Consider the following 17788-nt stretch of genomic DNA (forward strand, 5'->3'; position numbering starts at 1 on the left):
CTACTCGCTGCGGGCGGTCTCCGGCCCGGTGATGCGCTCCAGCAGCGGCATCGTGGAGGCGATGACGCCGAGGCAGGCGACCAGCCCGACGACGACGATCACGTAGAAGCGCGGCTCCGGCGCGACGAGCGTGTAGTGCATCTGTGCCCGCAGGAACAGGTGCGCGGCGAGCAGGCCCATCCCGATGGCGACGGCCGCGACGGCGAGCATCGGCACCGCGCTCTCCAGCGCCACCACCCGGCGTAGGACGCGCACCGGCGCGCCGCTGAGGCGTAGCAGGCTGAACGGTCGTCGGCGCTCGGTCAGACCGCCGATGACGCTCACCGCGAGGCTGCACCCGCCGAGGGCGAGGCTGGCGATGATGACGACGTTTGCCAGTTGTTCCCAGCCGCGCAGCGTGTCGGCGAAGTCCGACTCGAAGTCGCCGGGCACGTTCGGCCCGACCCAGAAGGTCGGGAAGGCGACCTCCAGCACGGTGCGGGTGCGCTCGATGGCGGTGGCCGAACCGTCCGTGTCGACGACGATCGACATCACCGGGAGCCGTTGAAGATCGCCGAGTGGGACCGACGCGGCGGGCCAGACCCGGGCGGACGACGCCGACTCCCGGAAGGGGATGAGGCCCGTCGCGACCTCGGCGACGGTGGCACCGTCAGCGCACCGGCCGTACGCGCTGGGGATCTCGGTACACGCGATCAGGCCGGGCTCGCTGGTGTTCATCCTGTCCGGGTTCTCGCGCACCGCGGTCGCGGACCGCACGCCGGTGATCGAGCGAAGCCCGGTGAAGAGCGTGTCGGGCGCCGCCGGTGCATCGTCAGGAAGGTAGAGAGACACCTGTCCCGCCTCGGTCGAGCCGACCGGTGCTGGACCCCGGTTGGCGATGATCGTGGTGATCACGCCGACGGCCACGCTCGTGACGAAGAGCGCGAGCATGATGCCGCTGATCGCCCGGAAGCCGGCCTTCGGGTTGTCGGCGAGGCGACGCGCGGCGATGAGCGTGGCCGGGCGGTTGGCGTACCGCGCCAGGACGCGGGCGCCGACCATCGTCAGCCACGGGCCGGCGAAGACCAGGCCGGCCATGATGAGCAGCAGCCCGGGCAGGAAGATCGCGGTCTGGCCGTCGGACGTTTCCGGCTTGAAGCCGACGGCGAAGAACAGCACCGCGACACCGAGCAGGGCCGGGATCAGCCGGTACGCGCTCGGGACGCGGGGGGTGACCCGGCGGGTGACGCCCAGCGGGGAGATCCGTACGCGGCGCAGCGAGACCTGGGCCGCCACCGCCGCGCCGGCCGGTACGCCGAGCGCCACGAGTAGGACGTTCAGTACGCCCAGCGACATGTCATTGGGGAAGAACGGCATGCCGGTGAACGGGATGCCCGCGAGCGGATCGCGGAAGGCGTAGAACAGGCCGAAGCCGACGGCGGTTCCGGCGACGGCGGCGGCGGTCGCCTCCACGGCGGCGACCATCGAGATCTGCCGAGGCGTCGCGCCGACCAGGCGCATCGCGGCGAAACGCTGCTCCCGGCGGGCCGCGCTGAGCCTTGTGGCCGTGCCGATGAAGATCAGCACCGGGAACAGCAGCCCGCCGGCGACCACCCCCAGGATGAGGTCCACAGTGGTCTCGGGGAGGGCGGGGGTGTCGCCGACGCTTGTGACCTGCTTCGCGGCGGGTAGCTTGGCGACCTGGTCGGGCGTGCCGCCGGCGATGACGAGCAGGGTGTCCGGCGACGTCAGCGCGGCCTGACCCACAGTGCCGAGATCCCGCCCCGGGTAGCGGTCGCCCAGTTGGTCCGTCGGGTGGGCGGCCAGCAGGTCGCGCAACGCGGGCGAGGCGTAGAACTCGCCGGGACCAGGGATGGTCGGGACACCGACCGGGGTGGGCGAGGTAGAGCCGGTCGCGGCGACGTCGATCCGAACGATCTGCCTGCCGTGGAAGTAGTCGAACCGGGTCGACCACCACAGCGGGTCGGCGTCGCCGGCCGAGGCGTTGGGATACATCGAGGCGTACCGGGTGAGCTGGGCGTTCACCGCGTTGACCCCGGCCAGGGTGGTCAGCAGCAGCCCGCTGCCGATCGCGACGGCGGCGGCGATGACGAGCAGGCGGGTGAGCGCCTCCCGGCCGCCGGCCACGGCGAGGCGGAGCCCGAAGCGGATCATGAGGCGATCCGGTCCGGCGCGTTGACGCGCCCGTCGCGGACCATGACCTCGCGGTCGGCGTACGCGGCGATCCGGGGCTCGTGGGTCACCAGGATGACAGTGGTGCCCTGCTCGCGGGCGGCGTCGACAAGCAGGTCCATCACCTGTTCGCCGGTGAGCGAGTCCAGCGCGCCGGTCGGCTCGTCGGCGAAGAGCACCTGCGGCTCGGCGACCAGGCCGCGGGCGAGGGCGACGCGTTGCGCCTGCCCGCCGGACAGCTCACCCGAGCGCCGCTGCTCCAGGCCGTCCAGGCCGAGGCGCGCGAACCAGGCGTACGCCTTCGTGAGCGCCTGGGTGCGGCGGACGCCGCTGAGCAGCAGGGGGAGAGCGACGTTCTCCACCGCGGTGAGCTCGGGCACGAGCTGGCCGAACTGGAACACGAAGCCGAACCGGTCCCGGCGCAGGCTGCTGCGCTGGGTCTCGGCCAAGGCGTCGACCCGGATCCCGTCGAAGAGGATCTCGCCGGAGTCGGGCACGAGGATGCCGGCCAGGCAGTGCAGCAGGGTGGACTTGCCCGACCCGCTGGGGCCCATGATGGCCAGGATCTCGCCCGCGTCCACGGCGACGCTCGCGCCGCGCAGGGCTGGCGTCTGGCCGAAGGCGAACTCCACGTCGCGGGCCTCGATCACGACGGTCATCGCCGTACCTCCTTGCGCAGGGCGTCCAGGCGGGCGCTGGTCATCTCGATCCACCGGAGGTCCGCCTCCAGGTGGTACAGGCCGTGGTCGGCCAGCAGGGCGTCGACGAGGCTGCCGGCGCGCTTGATCTCGGTCAGCTCGCGCATCCGGTGCAGGTGCGCGCTGCGCTGGGTGTCGAGGTAGTCCGCGGCGGGACGGTCGAGCATCAGCGCGAGCACGACCTTGGCGAAGAGCACCGTCTGCAGGTGCGGCTCCGGGTCGACCGGCTGCGTGAGCCACTGCTCGACCTCGGTGGCGCCCACGTCGGTGATGACGTAGCGCTTGCGGTCGGGGCCGGAGCCGGGCGCGACGTCGCTGATCACCACCTTGCCGTCGCGGGCCAGGCGGCTGAGGGTGGAGTAGACCTGGCCGAACGGCAGTGGCTTGCCCCGGCCGAAGAAGGCGTCGTAGTCGCGCTTCAGGTCGTAGCCGTGGCTGGGCTCCCGTTCGAGGAGGCCGAGAAGGGTCAGTGGCACGCTCATGCCAAGAGACTACACCCGGCGTATACCTCGCGTATATACCCCCGGTGTGTTCCCGGCTTGGGGCATCACCTTCGCAGGTCAGCCGGCCAGGACGCGGGCCAGGGTGTAGCCGGCGGCGGCCGCCGCGAGCCCGGCGGCGACGCTGCCCACGACATTGGCCAGCGCGAGGAGGCGGTGACCGCCCCGGGTCAGGCGCAGCGTCTCGTAGCTGAAGGTGGAGTAGGTGGTCAGCGCCCCGCAGAACCCGGTGCCGAGCAGCGCGGTGGCCGCCGGGCTGCTCGGTAACCCGACGAGCACGCCGAGCAGTAGCGAGCCGACCACGTTGACGGTGAGCGTGCCCCAGGGGAACACCGAGTCGTGCCGGGACTGCACGGCCCGGTCGGTGAGATAGCGCAGCGGTGCGCCGACGGCCGCTCCCAGCGCGATGAGCAGCACGCTCATCGGGCCGCCGTCCCACGTCGCAGCACGCCGGTGGTGAGGGCGTCGCCCAGCCCGACCGCGACGAGCGCCCCGAGCACCGTCGCGGCCAGGTACGCCGACGCGGTGCCCGGTGCGCCCGCCACGAGCGCCTGCTGGATGTCCACCGCGTAGGTGGAGAACGTGGTGAAGCCGCCGAGCACCCCGACCCCGAGGAACGGGCGGACCAGCGGATGCCCGCCGCCGAGGTGCCCGAGCGTCGCCATCAACACGCCGATCAGCAGGCAGCCGGACACGTTGATGCCGAACGTCGCCCAGGGAAAACCGGTAGGCGTGTGCGGAGCGGCGTGCTGCAGGCCGGCCCGGCCCAGCGCGCCGAGGACCCCGCCGGCCGCGATCGTGGCCAGCACCGTCACGGGACGGGCGGTCAACTCCCGCCGGTCGGCGGGGACATGCCTGTCGACGTCGGGGTCGGTACGCGGTTCGAAGGGCTCTGACACGAGTCCTTCCTACCAGCACGGGTGCTGGTCAGCGCACCGCCGCGACGGCGGCGTCCGGGCCGCCGCGCCACACCGTGCCGACCTCGCCGAACCCGGCCTCGCGGAGCGCGGCGAGGTGCCAGGAGACCGGCGGGTTCCACTCCGGGCTGTGCCCGGTCGGGTAGATGGCGTGCCGCTGGGCCACCAGTGGGGCGAGCGCCGGGTCGGCGGCGGCCCGGTCCCACCAGTCCGACCACGAGAGCACCGAGCCGGCGGCGTAGCGGGCGTTGCGCCGGTCCCGCGCCCGGTCCAGCAGGCGCTTGGTCAACTCCGGCAGCGTGTCGTCGGGCATGTGGTCGGCGTTGACGAAGATCCCACCCGGCCGCAGCACGTCGTGCAGCTCGGCGTAGAGCACGCCGAGCCGGTCGGCCGGCAGCCAGTGCAGGGCGGTGGCGGTGAGGACGGCGTCGTACTCGGAGTGGGGGAGCGCCGAGCGCCAGTCGGGAGTGGCGAGGTCGGCGGTGACGATGGTGGCCCGCCCGGCCAGCGAGGCGCCGGCGATGGCGAGCAGCGCCGGGTCGAGGTCCACCAACGTCAGCTCGGCGTCGGGGAAGCGCGCCAGCGTCCGCAGCGAGATGGTGCCGGTGCCGCCGGCCAGGTCGAGCAGGCGCGGGGGTCGGCCGTCGAGGACCGCGTCAACGGCGTCGAGCATGGTGGCGAGGCGGTGTTCCCGGTCCGGCAGGTAGGCCTCCTGCTGGCGGTCCCAGCTCTCCTGCCATGCCGACGGATCCGTGATGTAAGGACTCATGACACCCAGGCTAGTTACCTGACCGGACGGGGTCCAGACCTTGTTGCACATCTTTTGCAATTGCAGGATGATGGCGGGGCGATGATCGGAGCGACGCCGGGTCGGGCAACCCGCCCGACCCGGCGCCCCTCACCTCGCGCCTCCGGTCGACGGCCGGCGTACGGTACCCGCAGCCCGCACCGGGACCGTCGCGCAAGGAGGCAGGCGATGCAGGACCGCACCCCTCGTCCGGAAGAGCTGGAGCCGATCGAGCGCGCCGACATCGACGAGCTGCGCGCCCTGCAACGCGAACGGCTGCGGTGGTCGTTGCGGCACGCGTACGACAATGTGCCGCACTACCGTCGGGCGTTCGACGCCTCCGGGGTGCACCCCGACGACTGCCGGGACCTCGACGACCTGGCACGCTTCCCGTTCACCGGCAAGGCGGAGCTGCGCGACAACTACCCGTTCGGCATGTTCGCCGTACCCCGGGAGCAGGTCGCCCGCCTGCACGCCTCCTCCGGTACCACCGGCCGACCCACAGTCGTCGGCTACACCCGCGACGACCTGCGGACCTGGGCCCGGCTGATGGCCCGGTCCATCCGCGCCTCCGGCGGGCGTCCCGGCGACCGGGTGCACGTCGCGTACGGCTACGGGCTCTTCACCGGCGGCCTGGGCGCCCACTACGGGGCCGAGGAACTGGGCTGCACTGTCATCCCCGTCTCGGGCGGCATGACCGAACGGCAGGTGCTGCTGATCCGCGACTTCGAGCCCGAGGTCATCATGGTCACGCCCAGCTACCTCCTGGCCATCGTCGACGAGATGCGCCGCCAGGGCATCGACCCGCGCGCCACGTCACTGCGGGTGGGTATCTTCGGCGCCGAGCCGTGGACCGAGGACATGCGCCGCGAGATCGAGCAGCAGCTGGACATCCACGCGGTCGACATCTACGGGCTCTCCGAGGTGATGGGCCCCGGCGTGGCCACCGAGTGCGTCGAGACCAAGGACGGGCTGCACCTCTGGGAGGACCACTTCTACCCGGAGATCATCGACCCGGTCACCGGGGCGGTGCTGCCCGACGGCGAGCGGGGCGAGCTGGTGCTCACCTCGCTCACCAAGGAGGCGATGCCTGTCGTGCGCTACCGCACCCGGGACCTCACCCGGCTGCTGCCCGGCACCGCGCGGCCGATGCGCCGGATCGAGAAGATCACCGGCCGGTCCGACGACATGATGATCCTGCGCGGGGTGAACATCTTCCCGACGCAGATCGAGGAGCTGATCCTGCGTACGCCGCAGCTGTCGCCGCACTTCCAGTGCGTCCTCGACCGGCAGGGTCGGCTGGACACCCTCACCGTACGGGTGGAGCGGCGCGTCGGGGTCGCCGTGGACGCCGCCGAGCGGGCCGGCGCGACAGTGGCCGAGCTGGTGAAGAACACCATCGGGGTGAGCGTCACGGTGGACGTGCTCGACCCGGACTCGGTGGAACGGTCGATGGGCAAGATGCGCCGCATCGTCGACAGGCGACGGGCCGACTGACGGCCCTCGGCCCGCTGTCAATGGGTCAGCGCGCCCAGCGGCGTCGACATAGGATCCGCCCCATGCGCGTGCTGGTGGTTTCCGCCCCGCTCGTCGGGCACGTCTTTCCCCTGGTGCCACTCGCCGTCGCGCTGCGCGACGCCGGCCACGACGTGCTGGTCGCCACCGGTGGTGGCGCGATGGCCGCCGCCGACGCCGGTCTGGTCGTGCACGACGTCGCGCCGGGCTTCGACTTCGGCCGGATCGCGCGGCGGGTCTTTTTCCGCCATCCGCTGATCGCGCGCGCCGAGATGGCCGGCACCGCCGGCACCCGGGGCGCCGGCCTGCTCTTCGGCGCGCTCAACGACCAGCTCACCGACCCGGTCGTCGCGCTGGCCACCGAGTGGCGTCCGGATCTGGTGGTGCACGAGCCGTTCGCGGTCGCCGGCGCGGTGGCGGCCGCACGGCTCGGCGTGCCGGCCGTACGCCAGGAGAACGCCCTGTTCGACGGCCGGGATCTGGTCGGCGCGACCACCGCGCAGCTCGGCGCCGCGCTGCGCCGGCACGGCCTCATGGAGCTGCCACCACCCGCCGCCGCCCTCGCCGTGGCCCCGCCCAGTGTGGCCACCCAGCACGGCTGGCCGATGCGCTACACGTCCTACGTGGGCGGCGGTGAGCTGCCGGCCTGGCTGCGCGAGCCGGGCGAGCGCCCCCGGATCCTGGTCACCCGCAGCACCCTGACCGGCCCCGGCGACCGGGGGCCGATGCCCGCCGTGGTGGCCGCGGCGGCCCAGGTGGACGCCGAGATCGTGCTGGTGCGGCCCGACGAGCGCTCGGCTCGTTCGCTGCCCGGCAACGTCCGGGTGGTCGACTGGATCCCGCTCGACGAGGCGCTGCCGGCGAGCGCCGCGCTTGTGCACCACGGCGGGGCGGGCAGCGTTCTCGGCGCCCTCGCCGCCGGCCTGCCGCAACTGGCCACCGTGGGTCCGGGGGACCGGCGGCACAACGCCGAGCTGGTGGCCGGCCGGGGTGCCGGCCTCGCGCTGCGTCCGGCCGACATCACCGCGCAGACGCTGACCCGGCTGCTCACCGACGAGAGCCTGCGCACGGCCGCCGCGCAGGTCAGCCAGGAGATCGCCGCGATGCCACCGCCGACGGCCCTGGTGGCCCGGCTGGCGGCGCTGGTCTGATCCGCCCCGCGCGTCACGGCCGGGCCCGTGCCCGGCTGCGGGAGGATGGCCCGATGCGACACGTCGTGCTGTTCCACTCCGTGTACGGTCTGCGGCCCGCAGTTCGCGCCGCCGCCGACCGGTTGCGCGCCGCCGGGCACCGGGTCACCGCCCCTGATCTGTACGGCGTCCCGGCCGCCGACAGTGTCGAGGAGGGCTTCGCGCTGCTCGACAAGATCGGCCACGAGGTGGTGCTCGACCGGGCCCGGGCGGCGCTTCGCGACCTGCCGCCGCAGACGGTCCTCGCCGGTTTCTCGATGGGCGCGGGCGTCGCCGGGGCGCTGCTCGCCGAGCGCCCCGACGCCGCCGGCCTGCTCCTGCTGCACGGCACCGGTGGTGCGCCGGACGCGGCACGGGCCGGACTGCCGGTGCAGCTGCACCTCGCCGACCCGGACCCGTACGACGCGCCGGACGAGGTCGACGAGTGGCAGGCGGCGATGACCGACGCCGGCGCCGACCTGACCGTGTTCCGCTATCCCGGCGCCGGGCACCTGTTCACCGACCCGGACCTCGCCGAGTACGCCCCGGACGCCGCCGAGATGGCCTGGTCGCGGGTGCTCGCCTTCCTTGACCCGGAGTGAGCGTCGGCACGATTCTTTGGCGATCGTTCCAGTTGGCTCGTAGGGTGGGCGCATGGCTCGTACCCGGGAGTTCGACCTTGACGCGGCGGTGGCCGCTGCCATGGAGGCGTTCCGGCGCAACGGCTACGAGGGGACCTCGATCCGTGACCTGAGCAGGGCGACCGGCCTGGGCAGCGGCTCGATCTATGCCGCCTTCGGCAGCAAGGAAGGGTTGTACCTGGCCGCGCTCGACCTCTACCGGCAGCAGTACGCGGTGCCACTGATCGACATGCTGCGCTCGGGCAACGACGCCCGGGAGGTGATCCGCGAGGTCTTCGTCGCCGCGGTGGATGAGATCGCTCGGGACGGGAAACGCCTGGCATGTCTGATCGTCGGCGCCACTGTCGAGCGGGCCCGCGACGACCTGCGGGTCGCCGAGCGGCTCCGGGCGACGACCCGATCTCTGGAGTCTGCCCTCTTCGACGTGCTCGCCGAGGGGCAGCTGCGCGGTCAGATCCCGCCCGAGCGCAGCGCCACCGACCTCGCCGTCTTCCTGGTGACCAGCCTCCAGGGCCTGCGGGTGATGGGCGGGATCAACCCCGACCGCGCCACCCTGATGCGCTCCGCGGAGGTCGCGCTGACCTGTCTGGACTGACCGGTCCCGGGGCCGGTTCGGTCCGTTTTGGCACCTCAATTCTGTAACTAACGCTCAAGATAAGTCTGGGAGGAGATAGGGATGAAACCGACGAATGTGGGCATCAGCACAGAGGAAGCGAGGTAACGACATGCGTGCGGTGGTGCTCAGGGAATTCGGCGGCCCACTCGTCCTCACGGAGGTCGAGACGCCGGCCCCCGGCCCGGGCCAGGTGCTGGTCCGGGTCGCGGCGAGCGGTGTCAACCCGCTGGACATCAAGATCCGAGCCGGCAAGGCCGCCCACGCCCGGCACAATCCGCCGGCCGTACTCGGCCTGGACCTGGCCGGCGTCGTGGCGGAGGTCGGCCCGGGGGTCACTGGCTTCGAACCCGGCGACGAGGTGTACGGACTGACCGGTGGTGTCGGTGACCTGCAAGGATCGCTCGCCGAGTACGCGGCCGTGGACGCCCGGTTGCTCGCCCGCAAACCGGAGTCGCTGAGTCTGCGTGAGGCGGCGGCCCTGCCGCTGGCCGCCATCACCGCCTGGGAGGGGCTGGTGGACCGGGCTCGGGTCGGCGCGGGTCAGCGCGTCCTGGTGCACGGGGGCGCGGGCGGCGTCGGGCAGATCGCCATCCAGTTCGCCCGCGCCCGGGGCGCCGAGGTCTTCGCCACCGGATCGCCCCGAAGCCTGGATGCCATCGCTCGTCTCGGTGCGACCCCGATCGACCGCACCAGCGCGGTGGTCGGGGACTATGTCAGCGAGTACACCGGCGGCGAGGGCTTCGACGTGGTTCTCGACACCATCGGTGGCGTCAATCTCGACCTGTCCTTCAGTGCGGTCCGCACCTACACCGGGCACGTCGTCAGCGTTCTGGGCTGGGGCACCCACAGCCTCGCGCCGCTGTCCTTCCGTGGAGCCACCTACTCGGGGGTCTTCGCTCTGCTGCCGATGCTTACCGGTCAGGGACGCGAGCACCACGGAGAGATTCTGCGCGAAACCGCCGCCCTGGCCGACGAGGGAGCGGTGCAGCCGATCGTCGACCCCCGGCGGTTCACCCTGGCCACCGTGGCCGACGCCCATGCCGCCGTGGAGAGCGGCGTCAGCACCGGCAAGATCGTGATCGACGTCGAGTGACGGTTTGCGGTGTCGTCGGGGCGGGATCGTGGACAGTCTCCGTCATTCACGAACGGGAACTGTCCACGATCTCCTCGACTCAGCGGGTGGCGCCGATGCGCGGGGGAGTGGCGGTGCCGTGGACGCGCTTGGCGTGCGTCGCGTACAACCGGGGTGCCAGGACCGGCATGAGCAGCCGCGCCGGCAGCGGGGCGTGCGCGAGCACCGCCTTGATCACCTCGGGGTCGCCCTCGTACATCGCCATGCCGAAGGTCAGCGGCAGGTGCTTCTTCGGGGTGTCCCGCAACCCGTGCTCGCCGAGCTTCGCCCACTCCGCAGCGGTGACGTACCGCTGCGCCAGCGGCAGGATCTCGGCCTCCTCCATGGCCATGTGCTCCGTCGCCGCGGCGCGCAGCCGCTCCAGCGCGTCGGCCACCTCGGCGCCGTCACGCCCGGTCCGCCGCCAGTCGGGCAGCAGGGCGACCACCGCCTCGTACGCCTCCTCGATGGCGTGGTGCTGTGCCTGCATGGTGGGCACGACGGCGGCCGCCTCGGCCCCGCCGCGCTCGGCGAGCAGCGGCCACAGGAAGATGTCCTCGCCCTCGTGGTGCAGGTGCAGTTGCTGGCACATGAGCGCGGCGTGGGCGCCCACGACCTCCGCGCGCTTCACGTCACCCGGTCGTACGCCCCGGACGAGCTGGGGAAGCAGGCCGAACTCGCGACGGAACAGGATGTGCACCATGTACATGTCGCGGACGTCGGCCATGGCTTCCTGGTGGTTCTGGTTCACGGTGACCTTTCCGAGGGCCTAGTGGGTCAAACACGTCGATCATGTGTGTCGCCACTTGGAACCGGCTTGGAAACCCGAGGGGCGCTCAGTTGGCCAGCGCCGCCGTCGCCTCGGCCAGCCAGTGCGGCGACTTCCACCGGCACGCCACGCTGGCCGCCAGCCGGAAGTGCCGCGCCGCCTCCTCGGGGCGGTCCACCAGGCGGAACAGCTCCCCGAGCGTCAGCGCGACCGGCCGCACCACGGCCGCCGTGGTGGAGAAACCGGCCAGTTGGTCACGAACCGGTAGTAACGCGTCGATTACAGGCTGCGCCAGGTCCCGTCGACCCAGCGCCACGATGACCATCGCGCGCACGCTCAGCAGCGCCGACTCGAAGTAGTCCGGGCGGTAGGTGTGCCTGCCGATCGGCATCGCCCGCGCCTCGTCCACCCGTCCGCTGCTGATCAGCGCCAACGCCAGCAGGTCGTCAACGATCGGTCCCAGCAGCCCGCGGACCCGCCGGGTCGCCTCCACGTGCTCGCCGAAGCGCCCCTGGCTGATCAGCAGCGTCCCCACGGCGAAGTAGTGGAACGCCTCGGCGTGCAGCGAACCCTGCCGCCGCATCTGCGCGGCGACCTCGTCGTAGTGCCGCCGCGCGGCCGCGAAGTCGCCGGCGATGTGCGCGAGCACGGCGAGTGAGCACAGGTGCAGCACCTGGGCCTCGTTCAGCTGGTACGTCTGGGCCAGCCGCCCCTGCCGGGCGACACTCGCCCGCAACTCCGCCGGCTCGTTGAGCGCCGCGGCGGCGTGGCCGAGCACCTGCTCGGCGACCCACTGGTAGCTCACCAGCCCGTGTTCGTCGGCGAGGTCACGCAGCTCCAGTGCCAGCTCCCGGCGCTGCGGCGCCTGCGACTCGTAGCTCATGGTGCGCAGCCGGGCCGCCAGCCCGAGGGCGCGCAACTCGGGATCGTCGAGCCCTCGGGAGATCGTCAGGGCCTCCCGCCCGGCCGCCGCACCGCGAGGGTCCGCCTCGCCGTCCAGCTCGGTGGCGAGCGCGTCGAGCAGTCGGCAGCGGGTGACCGGGTCGAGGTCGTCGGCGCGCAGCAGCCGGGTGAGCAGTTCGACGACCGTGTGGTCCACCGCGCCGTACTCGTGTCTCAGCCACGGGCTGGGGACGGTCCACGCGGTGAACGCGGCGATCAGCAGTTCGTCCCGGTTCGACGCGATGGCGATGTCGACGGCCCGGGTGCGGGTCTGCTGGGCGGCGGCCACCGCGCCGGCCCGGGCCTGGGCGCGCAGCAGCCGGCCCAGCAGGTCGACCTGCAGCGCGGCGCGGTCCCCGGGCACCGACGCGGCGGCCTCGACGGCGTTGCCGAGCAGCTCGATCGCGGCGTCGTACGCGTACCGTCGCTCCGCCAGCTCCGCGGCGCGCACGGCGTAGTCGACGGCGAGCGGCGCGGTGTCGGTCGACGCGGCGCGGACGTAGTGGTGGGCCAGGGCCGGGTAGTCGTCGGGGCGCAGTCGACGGGTGGCGGCGGCGATCCGAGCGTGCAGGCCGGTGCGGCGCAGCTTCGGTAGGTCGGTGTAGATGGTGTCGCAGACCAGGCCGTGCACGAACCGCACCCGCCCCGGCGCCGGTTCGGTGAGCAGGCCGGCGCTCAGCCCGGCTTCCAGCGCGTGCAGGACGGCGCCCTCGTCGGTGCCGGCGGCGTCGACAAGTGTCCGCACGTCCGCCTCCCGCCCGACGGCAGCGGTGAGGCGCAGCACCGAGACCGCCGACGACGGCAGGCGGGAGAGCCGCCGACGCAGCACGTCGCGTACCCCTTCGGGCACGTCGGAGGTGGCGACGAGGGTGCCCTCGGCGGCGAGCAGCCGCGCCGACTCCCGGACGTAGAAGGGGTTGCCGCCGGTGCGTTCGGCAAGCGCGGTGACCGTCTGCGGGTCGACTGTGGTCCGGGCCAGCGCGCCGAGCAGCCGTTCGACCTCGGACGTCGTCAGACCGCCCAGCTGGATCCGGTGGGGGGACCGGCGGGCCAGGACGGCCATGGTGTCGGCGAGCCGTTCCGGGTTGTCGGCGGGCCGCAACGCCGCGACGAACAGCAGGGCGCCGGCGGTCATCTCGGTCACGCTGTGCAACAGCAGCAGCGTCTCAGCGTCCGCGGCGTGCAGGTCGTCGAGGACGACGGCGACGGGTCTGTCGACCGCCGCGGCGGTCAGCCAGGCAGCGACGGCACGGTGCAGCCGGAACCGGCCGGCGGTGACGTCGCCGCCCGCCTCGCCGGCGCCCTCGTCGAGCAGCGGGGCGAGCGCCGCCGCGAGATCACCCGGCGGCGCCTGCGCGGCGAGCTGCCGCAGCGCCTCGACCCACGCCCAGGCCGGCGGGGCGCCCTCGACCTCGGGGCAGCGACCGAGGGTGACCAGCCAGCCGCGGGCGTCCAGCTCCTCCCGGAACCGGGCGAGCAGGCTGGTCTTGCCGGCGCCGGCCTCCCCGCCGAGCAGCGCCACGCGCGGCCCGTTCACCTCCGCCTCGGCGGCCGCCTGCCGAAGATCGGCCAGCTCGGCCTCCCGCCCGACGAACACCTCCTCCGACGCCTGTCGATCGACGCGCGCCGCCGCGACCACCGGTGGGAGCAGGTCGAGGCGCTGACCCAGGATCGCGGACTCCACCTCGACCAGTGCCGGGCCCGGGTCCAGGCCGAGCTGGTCCGCCAGGGTCGCCCGCGCCCGCCGCAGCGCGGCGAGCGCGTCCCCCTGCCGACCGGTACGCCACAACGCCAACGCCAGCAGCCGCCAGGTCTCCTCCCGCAGCGGCGCCTGCCGGGTCAGCAGCTCCGCCTCGGGCACCGCCTCGGCCGCGTCGCCGCAGCGCACTGTCACGTCGAGCAGCAACTCCCGGGCGACGAGACGCAGCTCCTCCAGCCGCAGCATCTCCGACTGCGCCCACGGCTCAGCGGCGAATTCGGCGTACGCGGGACCGCGCCACAGGTCGAGCGCGGCGCGCAGCAGGGGGCGGGCGCGCTCCGGGTCGGCGAGGCTCACCGCGCGGGCCTCGGCCAGCAGCGTCTCGAACCGACCGGCGTCCAGGGCGTCGGCGGGCACCCGGAGCGCGTACCCGGGCGGCACGGTGACCAGGACCCGCGCCGGCGCGCGGCGCTCGCGGGCCGGCTCGACCACGCGGCGCAGGTGCGAGACGTACGCCTGGAGGGAGACGATCGCCCGGGGCGGCGCGTCCCCCCGCCACAGCTCCTCGATCATCCGGCCGACGGAGACGACCTCGCCCCGGGCCGCCAGCAGCAGCGCGAGCACGGCGCGTTGGCGGGGGCCACCGAGGTCGACCGGCCCGCCTGTGTCGACCTCGACCTCGAGCGGCCCGAGCACCCGTAACAGCATGACTGCGACAATCCTAGTCACAGGCGTCTGGGGGTTTCGCGATCTCGCCGGGACCCCTGACGGGGCGATACCGTGGCGTCACCATCATGATCCTCTGCGGGGGTGCGGCGATGACCACCACGACCTTCGACGACCACGAGCGGTCGCGCTGGGCCGGGCGGGCGATGGCGTACGACGGCAGTTTCGCGCTGCTGTGCGCCCATCCCGCCCCGGTGCTGCTGGACGCCGCCGACGTCGACGCCGGAACCCGGGTGCTCGACGTCGGCACCGGTTCCGGGACCGTGGCCGGGCTGGCGTGCGCGCGCGGCGCCCGTGTGGTGGCCGTGGACGCGGAGCCCAGCATGGTCGCCCTGGCGGGTAGCCGGCTCCCGTCCGCCGAGGAGGTCCGCCTCGCGGCGCTGCCCCGTCTCCCGTTCGACTCCGGGCGGTTCGACGCGGCCGTGGCGAACTTCGTCATCAACCACGTGGGCGACCCGGCGGCCGCGATCACCGAGCTCCGACGGGTGGTGCGGTCCACCGGTCGCATCGCCGTGACGACGTGGCCGCACCCTCCACCTCGGGCGCAGCGTCTCTGGGGTGAGGTATTCGCCGCCGCCGGGGTCGAATTCTCGACCGCCGTGCCGGCGGTGGACGCGGGCCGGGACTTCCCCCGTACCGTCGACGGGTTGGCCGGCCTGCTCGACGCCGCCGGCCTCGACGACGTGCGGTGCGAGACGATCACCTGGGTGCATCGCACCGACCCCGACGCGTGGTGGAGCGGCCCGGCGAACGGCATCAGCAGGCCCGGGCTGCTGTTGGAGAGCCAGCCGCCGGCGGTGATCGCCCGCGTCCGTGAGGCGTACGACGAGCTGACCGCCGCCTACCGCGACGCGGACGGCCTGCTGGCGCTGCCCACCGCCGCGCTGCTGGCCTCGGCGTCCGTGCCGTAGCGCGCTGGCACCCCGCACCGTCGAGATTGCCCGACGCGTCAGTGGTCGACGCCGGGCCGCCTCGCCCTCAGGCCGAGGCGGCCAGACCCTCCGGCCGGTGACTCGACGGTGGACGGGAAACGACACGCGTGCCGGTCGCGACGATCGACGGCAGCGGCCGGTCGACGACGGTGGGCGGCTGATCGCTCCTGGCGGTAGGCGGGACGTCGGCCAACGCGACCGCTCGGAGTCGGCGCGGGACGGGTGGAGCGTCACTCCCGCGCGTCGGCGCGGCTGGTGGGGTGGCCATCGTGGGGGTGTGGACGCGTCGGTGTCGCCAGGCCGGGCCGGTGGCGCCGGAGGGCGGCGCGACGAAGCGCGCGTCGGGGCCGCCGACCCGGGCGCGAACCGCGTCGAGGCGGACCACCTCGGCCGGCCTCGCCGACCAGCCACCAGCGGCGCTGACCGCTACGGCGCTGACCCCTCCGGCTCTGGCTCCGGCGCCGACCGCTGCGGCGCCGACCGCTGCGGCGCCGACCGCTGCGGCGCCGACCGCTGCGGCGCCGACCGCTGCGGCGCCGACCGCTGCGGCGCCGGCTCCTACGGCGCCGACCGCACTGGCACCGACCGCTACGGCGCCATCGTGAACGGTGGCGGCACGATTGGTGGCGGCGAGCGTGGTGGCGGCACGGTCGGTGGCCGCGCGGACGGTGGGCCGAGCGGCGTTGCGCCGGAGCAGGGTGCGTCGGTCGACGCCGGAGTGCGCGGTGCCGGGCGGGGACACGGCGGCCCGTCGGGCGAACACGGCGCGCAGCGCGCGCGGAAGCCGTTCGGCGGCGACCTGGCGCAGCGCCGGCGCGACGAACGCGTACCCGCGGGCGTGGGCCTGTCGCAGCACCCCGGCGGCGACGAGGGCGCGCAGCAGCGGAGCGGACCGCCCCGGCGTCCAGCCGAGCGCCCGGTCGATGGCCGCGCCGGACAGCACGCCGCCGAGGGTGCCGGCGGCCATCAGCACCGCCCGGCGCTCACCGTCGAGCCGGTCCAGCTCGGCACCGGTGTGGCGGCGTACCGCGTCGGGCAGCGCCGTCGGGTCCGCGCCTCTCACGATCGCCGCCACGTAAGCGGCGGCGTGCCCCGGTCGGCCGCCCACCAGCGGCAGCAGCCTGTCGACCAGGGACACCGTCTGCCCGGCGCGGGTCAGGAGCTGGCGCAGCAGCCGCCCGGACTGCACCGTGGCCAGGGGACGGATCGGCACCCGGTGAGCCGGGCCGGGTCGGGTGTCGGCCCACTGCGGCTGATGCACGGTGAGCACCGCCAGTGGCAATCCGCGCACGGCCGCCGCGGTGAACAGCGCGTGCAGGAAGCGGCTCACGGCCGGCGCGGCGCGGTCCACGTCGTCCACGGCGACGACGAGCGGCCGGTGGGCGGCCATGCGCAGCAGCGCGTCCCGGCAGACCGCCGCGCCGGCCAGCGCCTCGGCCGAACCGTCGGGGGTGGTCAGCAGCGACTGCAGCGCAGCCACCGCCGCCGCGACCCGGCTCGGCCGGTACAGCGGTGTCAGAGCGTCGGTGAGGCGGTCGCGGACCATCGCCGGGCCGTCACCGTGGCGGATGCCGACGACACCGCGGACCAGTTCGGCGACCGGCGCGAGCACCTGGTCGGGGTACGGCGGGCAGCCCACCACGCACCAGCGCACCGGGATCCCGTTTATCGTGCGCAGCCCCCGGGCCAGCTCGTGCAGCAGTCGGCTGCGGCCGCTGCCGCTCGGGCCGACCAGGGACACCCAGCGCGGTTCGCGCTCGTGCAGCGCCCGGGTGACCTGGTCGGTGATGCTGGCCAGCTCGCGGCGGCGCCCGATCAGTGGACCGTCGTGCCGCTCGGTGCCCGGTCGCGCCAGGCCGGCGGCGTGCCACACCGGCATCGGCGGCACCCGACCGGCGACCGGCACCGGCGCCAGTTGACGCTGCGTGATGAGACCGGCGGTGGCCCGTGCGGTGGCGGCGCACAGCGCGACGGCGCCGGGAGCGGCGTACTCCTGCAGGCGGGCCGCGGTGGTGATCACCGCGCCGCTGGCCACGCCGTGGCCGCCGCTGACGGCGCCGCCCAGGTCGACCACCGCCTCGCCGGTGGCTATTCCGACGCGCACCCGCAGGGTGATGTCACCGAGGATCGGCCGGCGATCCAGCGCGGCCTGGATCTCCAGCCCCGCCCGCACCGCCCGGTACGCGTCGAAGCCGTCGGAGTGCCGCGCGCCGAACAGTGCCATCACCGCGTCGCCGACGTACTTCTCGACCACTCCGTGCCAGCGGCGCAGCACGGCGGCGACCGTGTCGAAGTACGCCCGTTGCAGCGCGCGGACGTCCTCCGGATCGAGCCGGTCGACAAGCGCGGTGGAGCCGACGATGTCGGCGAAGAGCACGGTGACGGTGCGTCTCTCCTCGGGCACCGGCCAGTGTGGGCGGTTGGTCCGCTGCGTGTCGGCGACAAAAGTGATCATGGGTTGCGCACCGGCCCTTCCCCCGCTGGTGGCTGACGACCCTCGGAGATTGGCATTCCTGGGCTGACGGGGGATCGGCAGAACGACGTATGTCGGCCACTCGCCACCATTAGTCGCAATGTCGACGCGAGGAGTACCA

The 17788-nt window shown here is 73.7% G+C and carries 15 protein-coding genes; 6 read left to right on the forward strand and 9 right to left on the reverse strand.

Features of this window, described 5'->3' with window-relative positions; genetic code table 11:
* The 6 genes from ACGFIE_RS07360 to ACGFIE_RS07385 form a co-directional block, all read right to left on the reverse strand.
* Positions 1 to 2154 (reverse strand): FtsX-like permease family protein, encoded by a 2154-nt coding sequence (locus ACGFIE_RS07360; protein ID WP_393292040.1) that lies wholly within the window; start codon positions 2152 to 2154, stop codon positions 1 to 3.
* Positions 2151 to 2831 carry an ABC transporter ATP-binding protein gene (locus ACGFIE_RS07365; protein ID WP_393292042.1) on the reverse strand — a complete coding sequence of 227 codons (681 nt, stop codon included), beginning with the start codon at positions 2829 to 2831 and terminating at the stop codon, positions 2151 to 2153. Before ACGFIE_RS07365 ends, ACGFIE_RS07360 begins: the two co-directional genes overlap by 4 nt.
* Positions 2828 to 3352 carry a PadR family transcriptional regulator gene (locus ACGFIE_RS07370; protein WP_357411821.1) on the reverse strand — a complete coding sequence of 175 codons (525 nt, stop codon included), beginning with the start codon at positions 3350 to 3352 and terminating at the stop codon, positions 2828 to 2830. Before ACGFIE_RS07370 ends, ACGFIE_RS07365 begins: the two co-directional genes overlap by 4 nt.
* 78 nt (positions 3353 to 3430) lie before the next feature.
* Positions 3431 to 3793 (reverse strand): fluoride efflux transporter CrcB, encoded by a 363-nt coding sequence (crcB, locus tag ACGFIE_RS07375; RefSeq protein WP_393292044.1) that lies wholly within the window; start codon positions 3791 to 3793, stop codon positions 3431 to 3433.
* The gene (locus ACGFIE_RS07380; RefSeq protein ID WP_393292046.1) at positions 3790 to 4269 is read right to left on the reverse strand and encodes a fluoride efflux transporter FluC; all 480 of its coding nucleotides are present in this window, start codon (positions 4267 to 4269) and stop codon (positions 3790 to 3792) included. Before ACGFIE_RS07380 ends, crcB begins: the two co-directional genes overlap by 4 nt.
* Before the next feature lie 28 nt (positions 4270 to 4297).
* The gene (locus ACGFIE_RS07385; protein WP_393292048.1) at positions 4298 to 5056 is read right to left on the reverse strand and encodes a class I SAM-dependent methyltransferase; all 759 of its coding nucleotides are present in this window, start codon (positions 5054 to 5056) and stop codon (positions 4298 to 4300) included.
* A gap of 207 nt (positions 5057 to 5263) precedes the next feature.
* Between ACGFIE_RS07385 and paaK the strand changes: the two genes are divergently transcribed.
* The 5 genes from paaK to ACGFIE_RS07410 all read left to right on the forward strand — a co-directional run bounded on the left by paaK (position 5264) and on the right by ACGFIE_RS07410 (position 10108).
* Entirely contained in the window at positions 5264 to 6571 is a 1308-nt protein-coding gene (paaK, locus tag ACGFIE_RS07390) for a phenylacetate--CoA ligase PaaK (protein WP_393292050.1), read from the forward strand.
* 62 nt (positions 6572 to 6633) lie between these two features.
* A complete protein-coding gene (locus ACGFIE_RS07395) occupies positions 6634 to 7740 on the forward strand; it encodes a nucleotide disphospho-sugar-binding domain-containing protein (protein WP_393292052.1) in 1107 nt (368 codons plus the stop codon).
* 53 nt (positions 7741 to 7793) lie between these two features.
* Positions 7794 to 8360 carry a dienelactone hydrolase family protein gene (locus ACGFIE_RS07400; RefSeq protein WP_393292054.1) on the forward strand — a complete coding sequence of 189 codons (567 nt, stop codon included), beginning with the start codon at positions 7794 to 7796 and terminating at the stop codon, positions 8358 to 8360.
* A gap of 52 nt (positions 8361 to 8412) precedes the next feature.
* A complete protein-coding gene (locus ACGFIE_RS07405; protein ID WP_393292056.1) occupies positions 8413 to 8994 on the forward strand; it encodes a TetR/AcrR family transcriptional regulator in 582 nt (193 codons plus the stop codon).
* A 130-nt stretch (positions 8995 to 9124) separates the two neighbouring features.
* A complete protein-coding gene (locus tag ACGFIE_RS07410; RefSeq protein WP_393292059.1) occupies positions 9125 to 10108 on the forward strand; it encodes a zinc-dependent alcohol dehydrogenase family protein in 984 nt (327 codons plus the stop codon).
* Positions 10109 to 10187: 79 nt separating this feature from the next.
* On the opposite strand, the gene ACGFIE_RS07415 is transcribed toward ACGFIE_RS07410, so the two are convergent.
* Both ACGFIE_RS07415 and ACGFIE_RS07420 read right to left on the reverse strand, forming a co-directional pair.
* A complete protein-coding gene (locus ACGFIE_RS07415; RefSeq protein WP_393292062.1) occupies positions 10188 to 10877 on the reverse strand; it encodes a hemerythrin domain-containing protein in 690 nt (229 codons plus the stop codon).
* Positions 10878 to 10962: 85 nt separating this feature from the next.
* Positions 10963 to 14244 (reverse strand): BTAD domain-containing putative transcriptional regulator, encoded by a 3282-nt coding sequence (locus ACGFIE_RS07420; protein WP_393292064.1) that lies wholly within the window; start codon positions 14242 to 14244, stop codon positions 10963 to 10965.
* Positions 14245 to 14354: 110 nt separating this feature from the next.
* Between ACGFIE_RS07420 and ACGFIE_RS07425 the strand changes: the two genes are divergently transcribed.
* A complete protein-coding gene (locus tag ACGFIE_RS07425) occupies positions 14355 to 15173 on the forward strand; it encodes a class I SAM-dependent methyltransferase (protein ID WP_393292067.1) in 819 nt (272 codons plus the stop codon).
* 67 nt (positions 15174 to 15240) lie between these two features.
* Here the strand turns inward: ACGFIE_RS07425 and ACGFIE_RS07430 are convergent, their stop codons facing one another.
* Positions 15241 to 17649: an AAA family ATPase gene (locus ACGFIE_RS07430; RefSeq protein ID WP_393292069.1), complete on the reverse strand. Its 2409-nt coding sequence runs from the start codon at positions 17647 to 17649 to the stop codon at positions 15241 to 15243.
* Between the last annotated feature and the right edge of the window lie 139 nt (positions 17650 to 17788).

The organism is Micromonospora sp. NPDC049275, from assembly GCF_043197115.1.
In the GTDB taxonomy this organism is placed as follows: domain Bacteria; phylum Actinomycetota; class Actinomycetes; order Mycobacteriales; family Micromonosporaceae; genus Micromonospora.

Excerpts from the sequence above, each read along its gene's own strand:
- ACGFIE_RS07430 (WP_393292069.1), bottom strand. The coding sequence starts at position 17,649 with ATGATCACTTTTGTCGCCGACACGCAGCGGACCAACCGCCCACACTGG.
- ACGFIE_RS07400 (WP_393292054.1), top strand. The coding sequence starts at position 7,794 with ATGCGACACGTCGTGCTGTTCCACTCCGTGTACGGTCTGCGGCCCGCA.
- ACGFIE_RS07365 (WP_393292042.1), bottom strand. The coding sequence starts at position 2,831 with ATGACCGTCGTGATCGAGGCCCGCGACGTGGAGTTCGCCTTCGGCCAG.
- ACGFIE_RS07405 (WP_393292056.1), top strand. The coding sequence starts at position 8,413 with ATGGCTCGTACCCGGGAGTTCGACCTTGACGCGGCGGTGGCCGCTGCC.
- paaK (WP_393292050.1), top strand. The coding sequence starts at position 5,264 with ATGCAGGACCGCACCCCTCGTCCGGAAGAGCTGGAGCCGATCGAGCGC.
- ACGFIE_RS07425 (WP_393292067.1), top strand. The coding sequence starts at position 14,355 with ATGACCACCACGACCTTCGACGACCACGAGCGGTCGCGCTGGGCCGGG.
- ACGFIE_RS07385 (WP_393292048.1), bottom strand. The coding sequence starts at position 5,056 with ATGAGTCCTTACATCACGGATCCGTCGGCATGGCAGGAGAGCTGGGAC.
- ACGFIE_RS07395 (WP_393292052.1), top strand. The coding sequence starts at position 6,634 with ATGCGCGTGCTGGTGGTTTCCGCCCCGCTCGTCGGGCACGTCTTTCCC.
- ACGFIE_RS07410 (WP_393292059.1), top strand. The coding sequence starts at position 9,125 with ATGCGTGCGGTGGTGCTCAGGGAATTCGGCGGCCCACTCGTCCTCACG.
- ACGFIE_RS07420 (WP_393292064.1), bottom strand. The coding sequence starts at position 14,244 with ATGCTGTTACGGGTGCTCGGGCCGCTCGAGGTCGAGGTCGACACAGGC.
- ACGFIE_RS07360 (WP_393292040.1), bottom strand. The coding sequence starts at position 2,154 with ATGATCCGCTTCGGGCTCCGCCTCGCCGTGGCCGGCGGCCGGGAGGCG.
- crcB (WP_393292044.1), bottom strand. The coding sequence starts at position 3,793 with ATGAGCGTGCTGCTCATCGCGCTGGGAGCGGCCGTCGGCGCACCGCTG.
- ACGFIE_RS07370 (WP_357411821.1), bottom strand. The coding sequence starts at position 3,352 with ATGAGCGTGCCACTGACCCTTCTCGGCCTCCTCGAACGGGAGCCCAGC.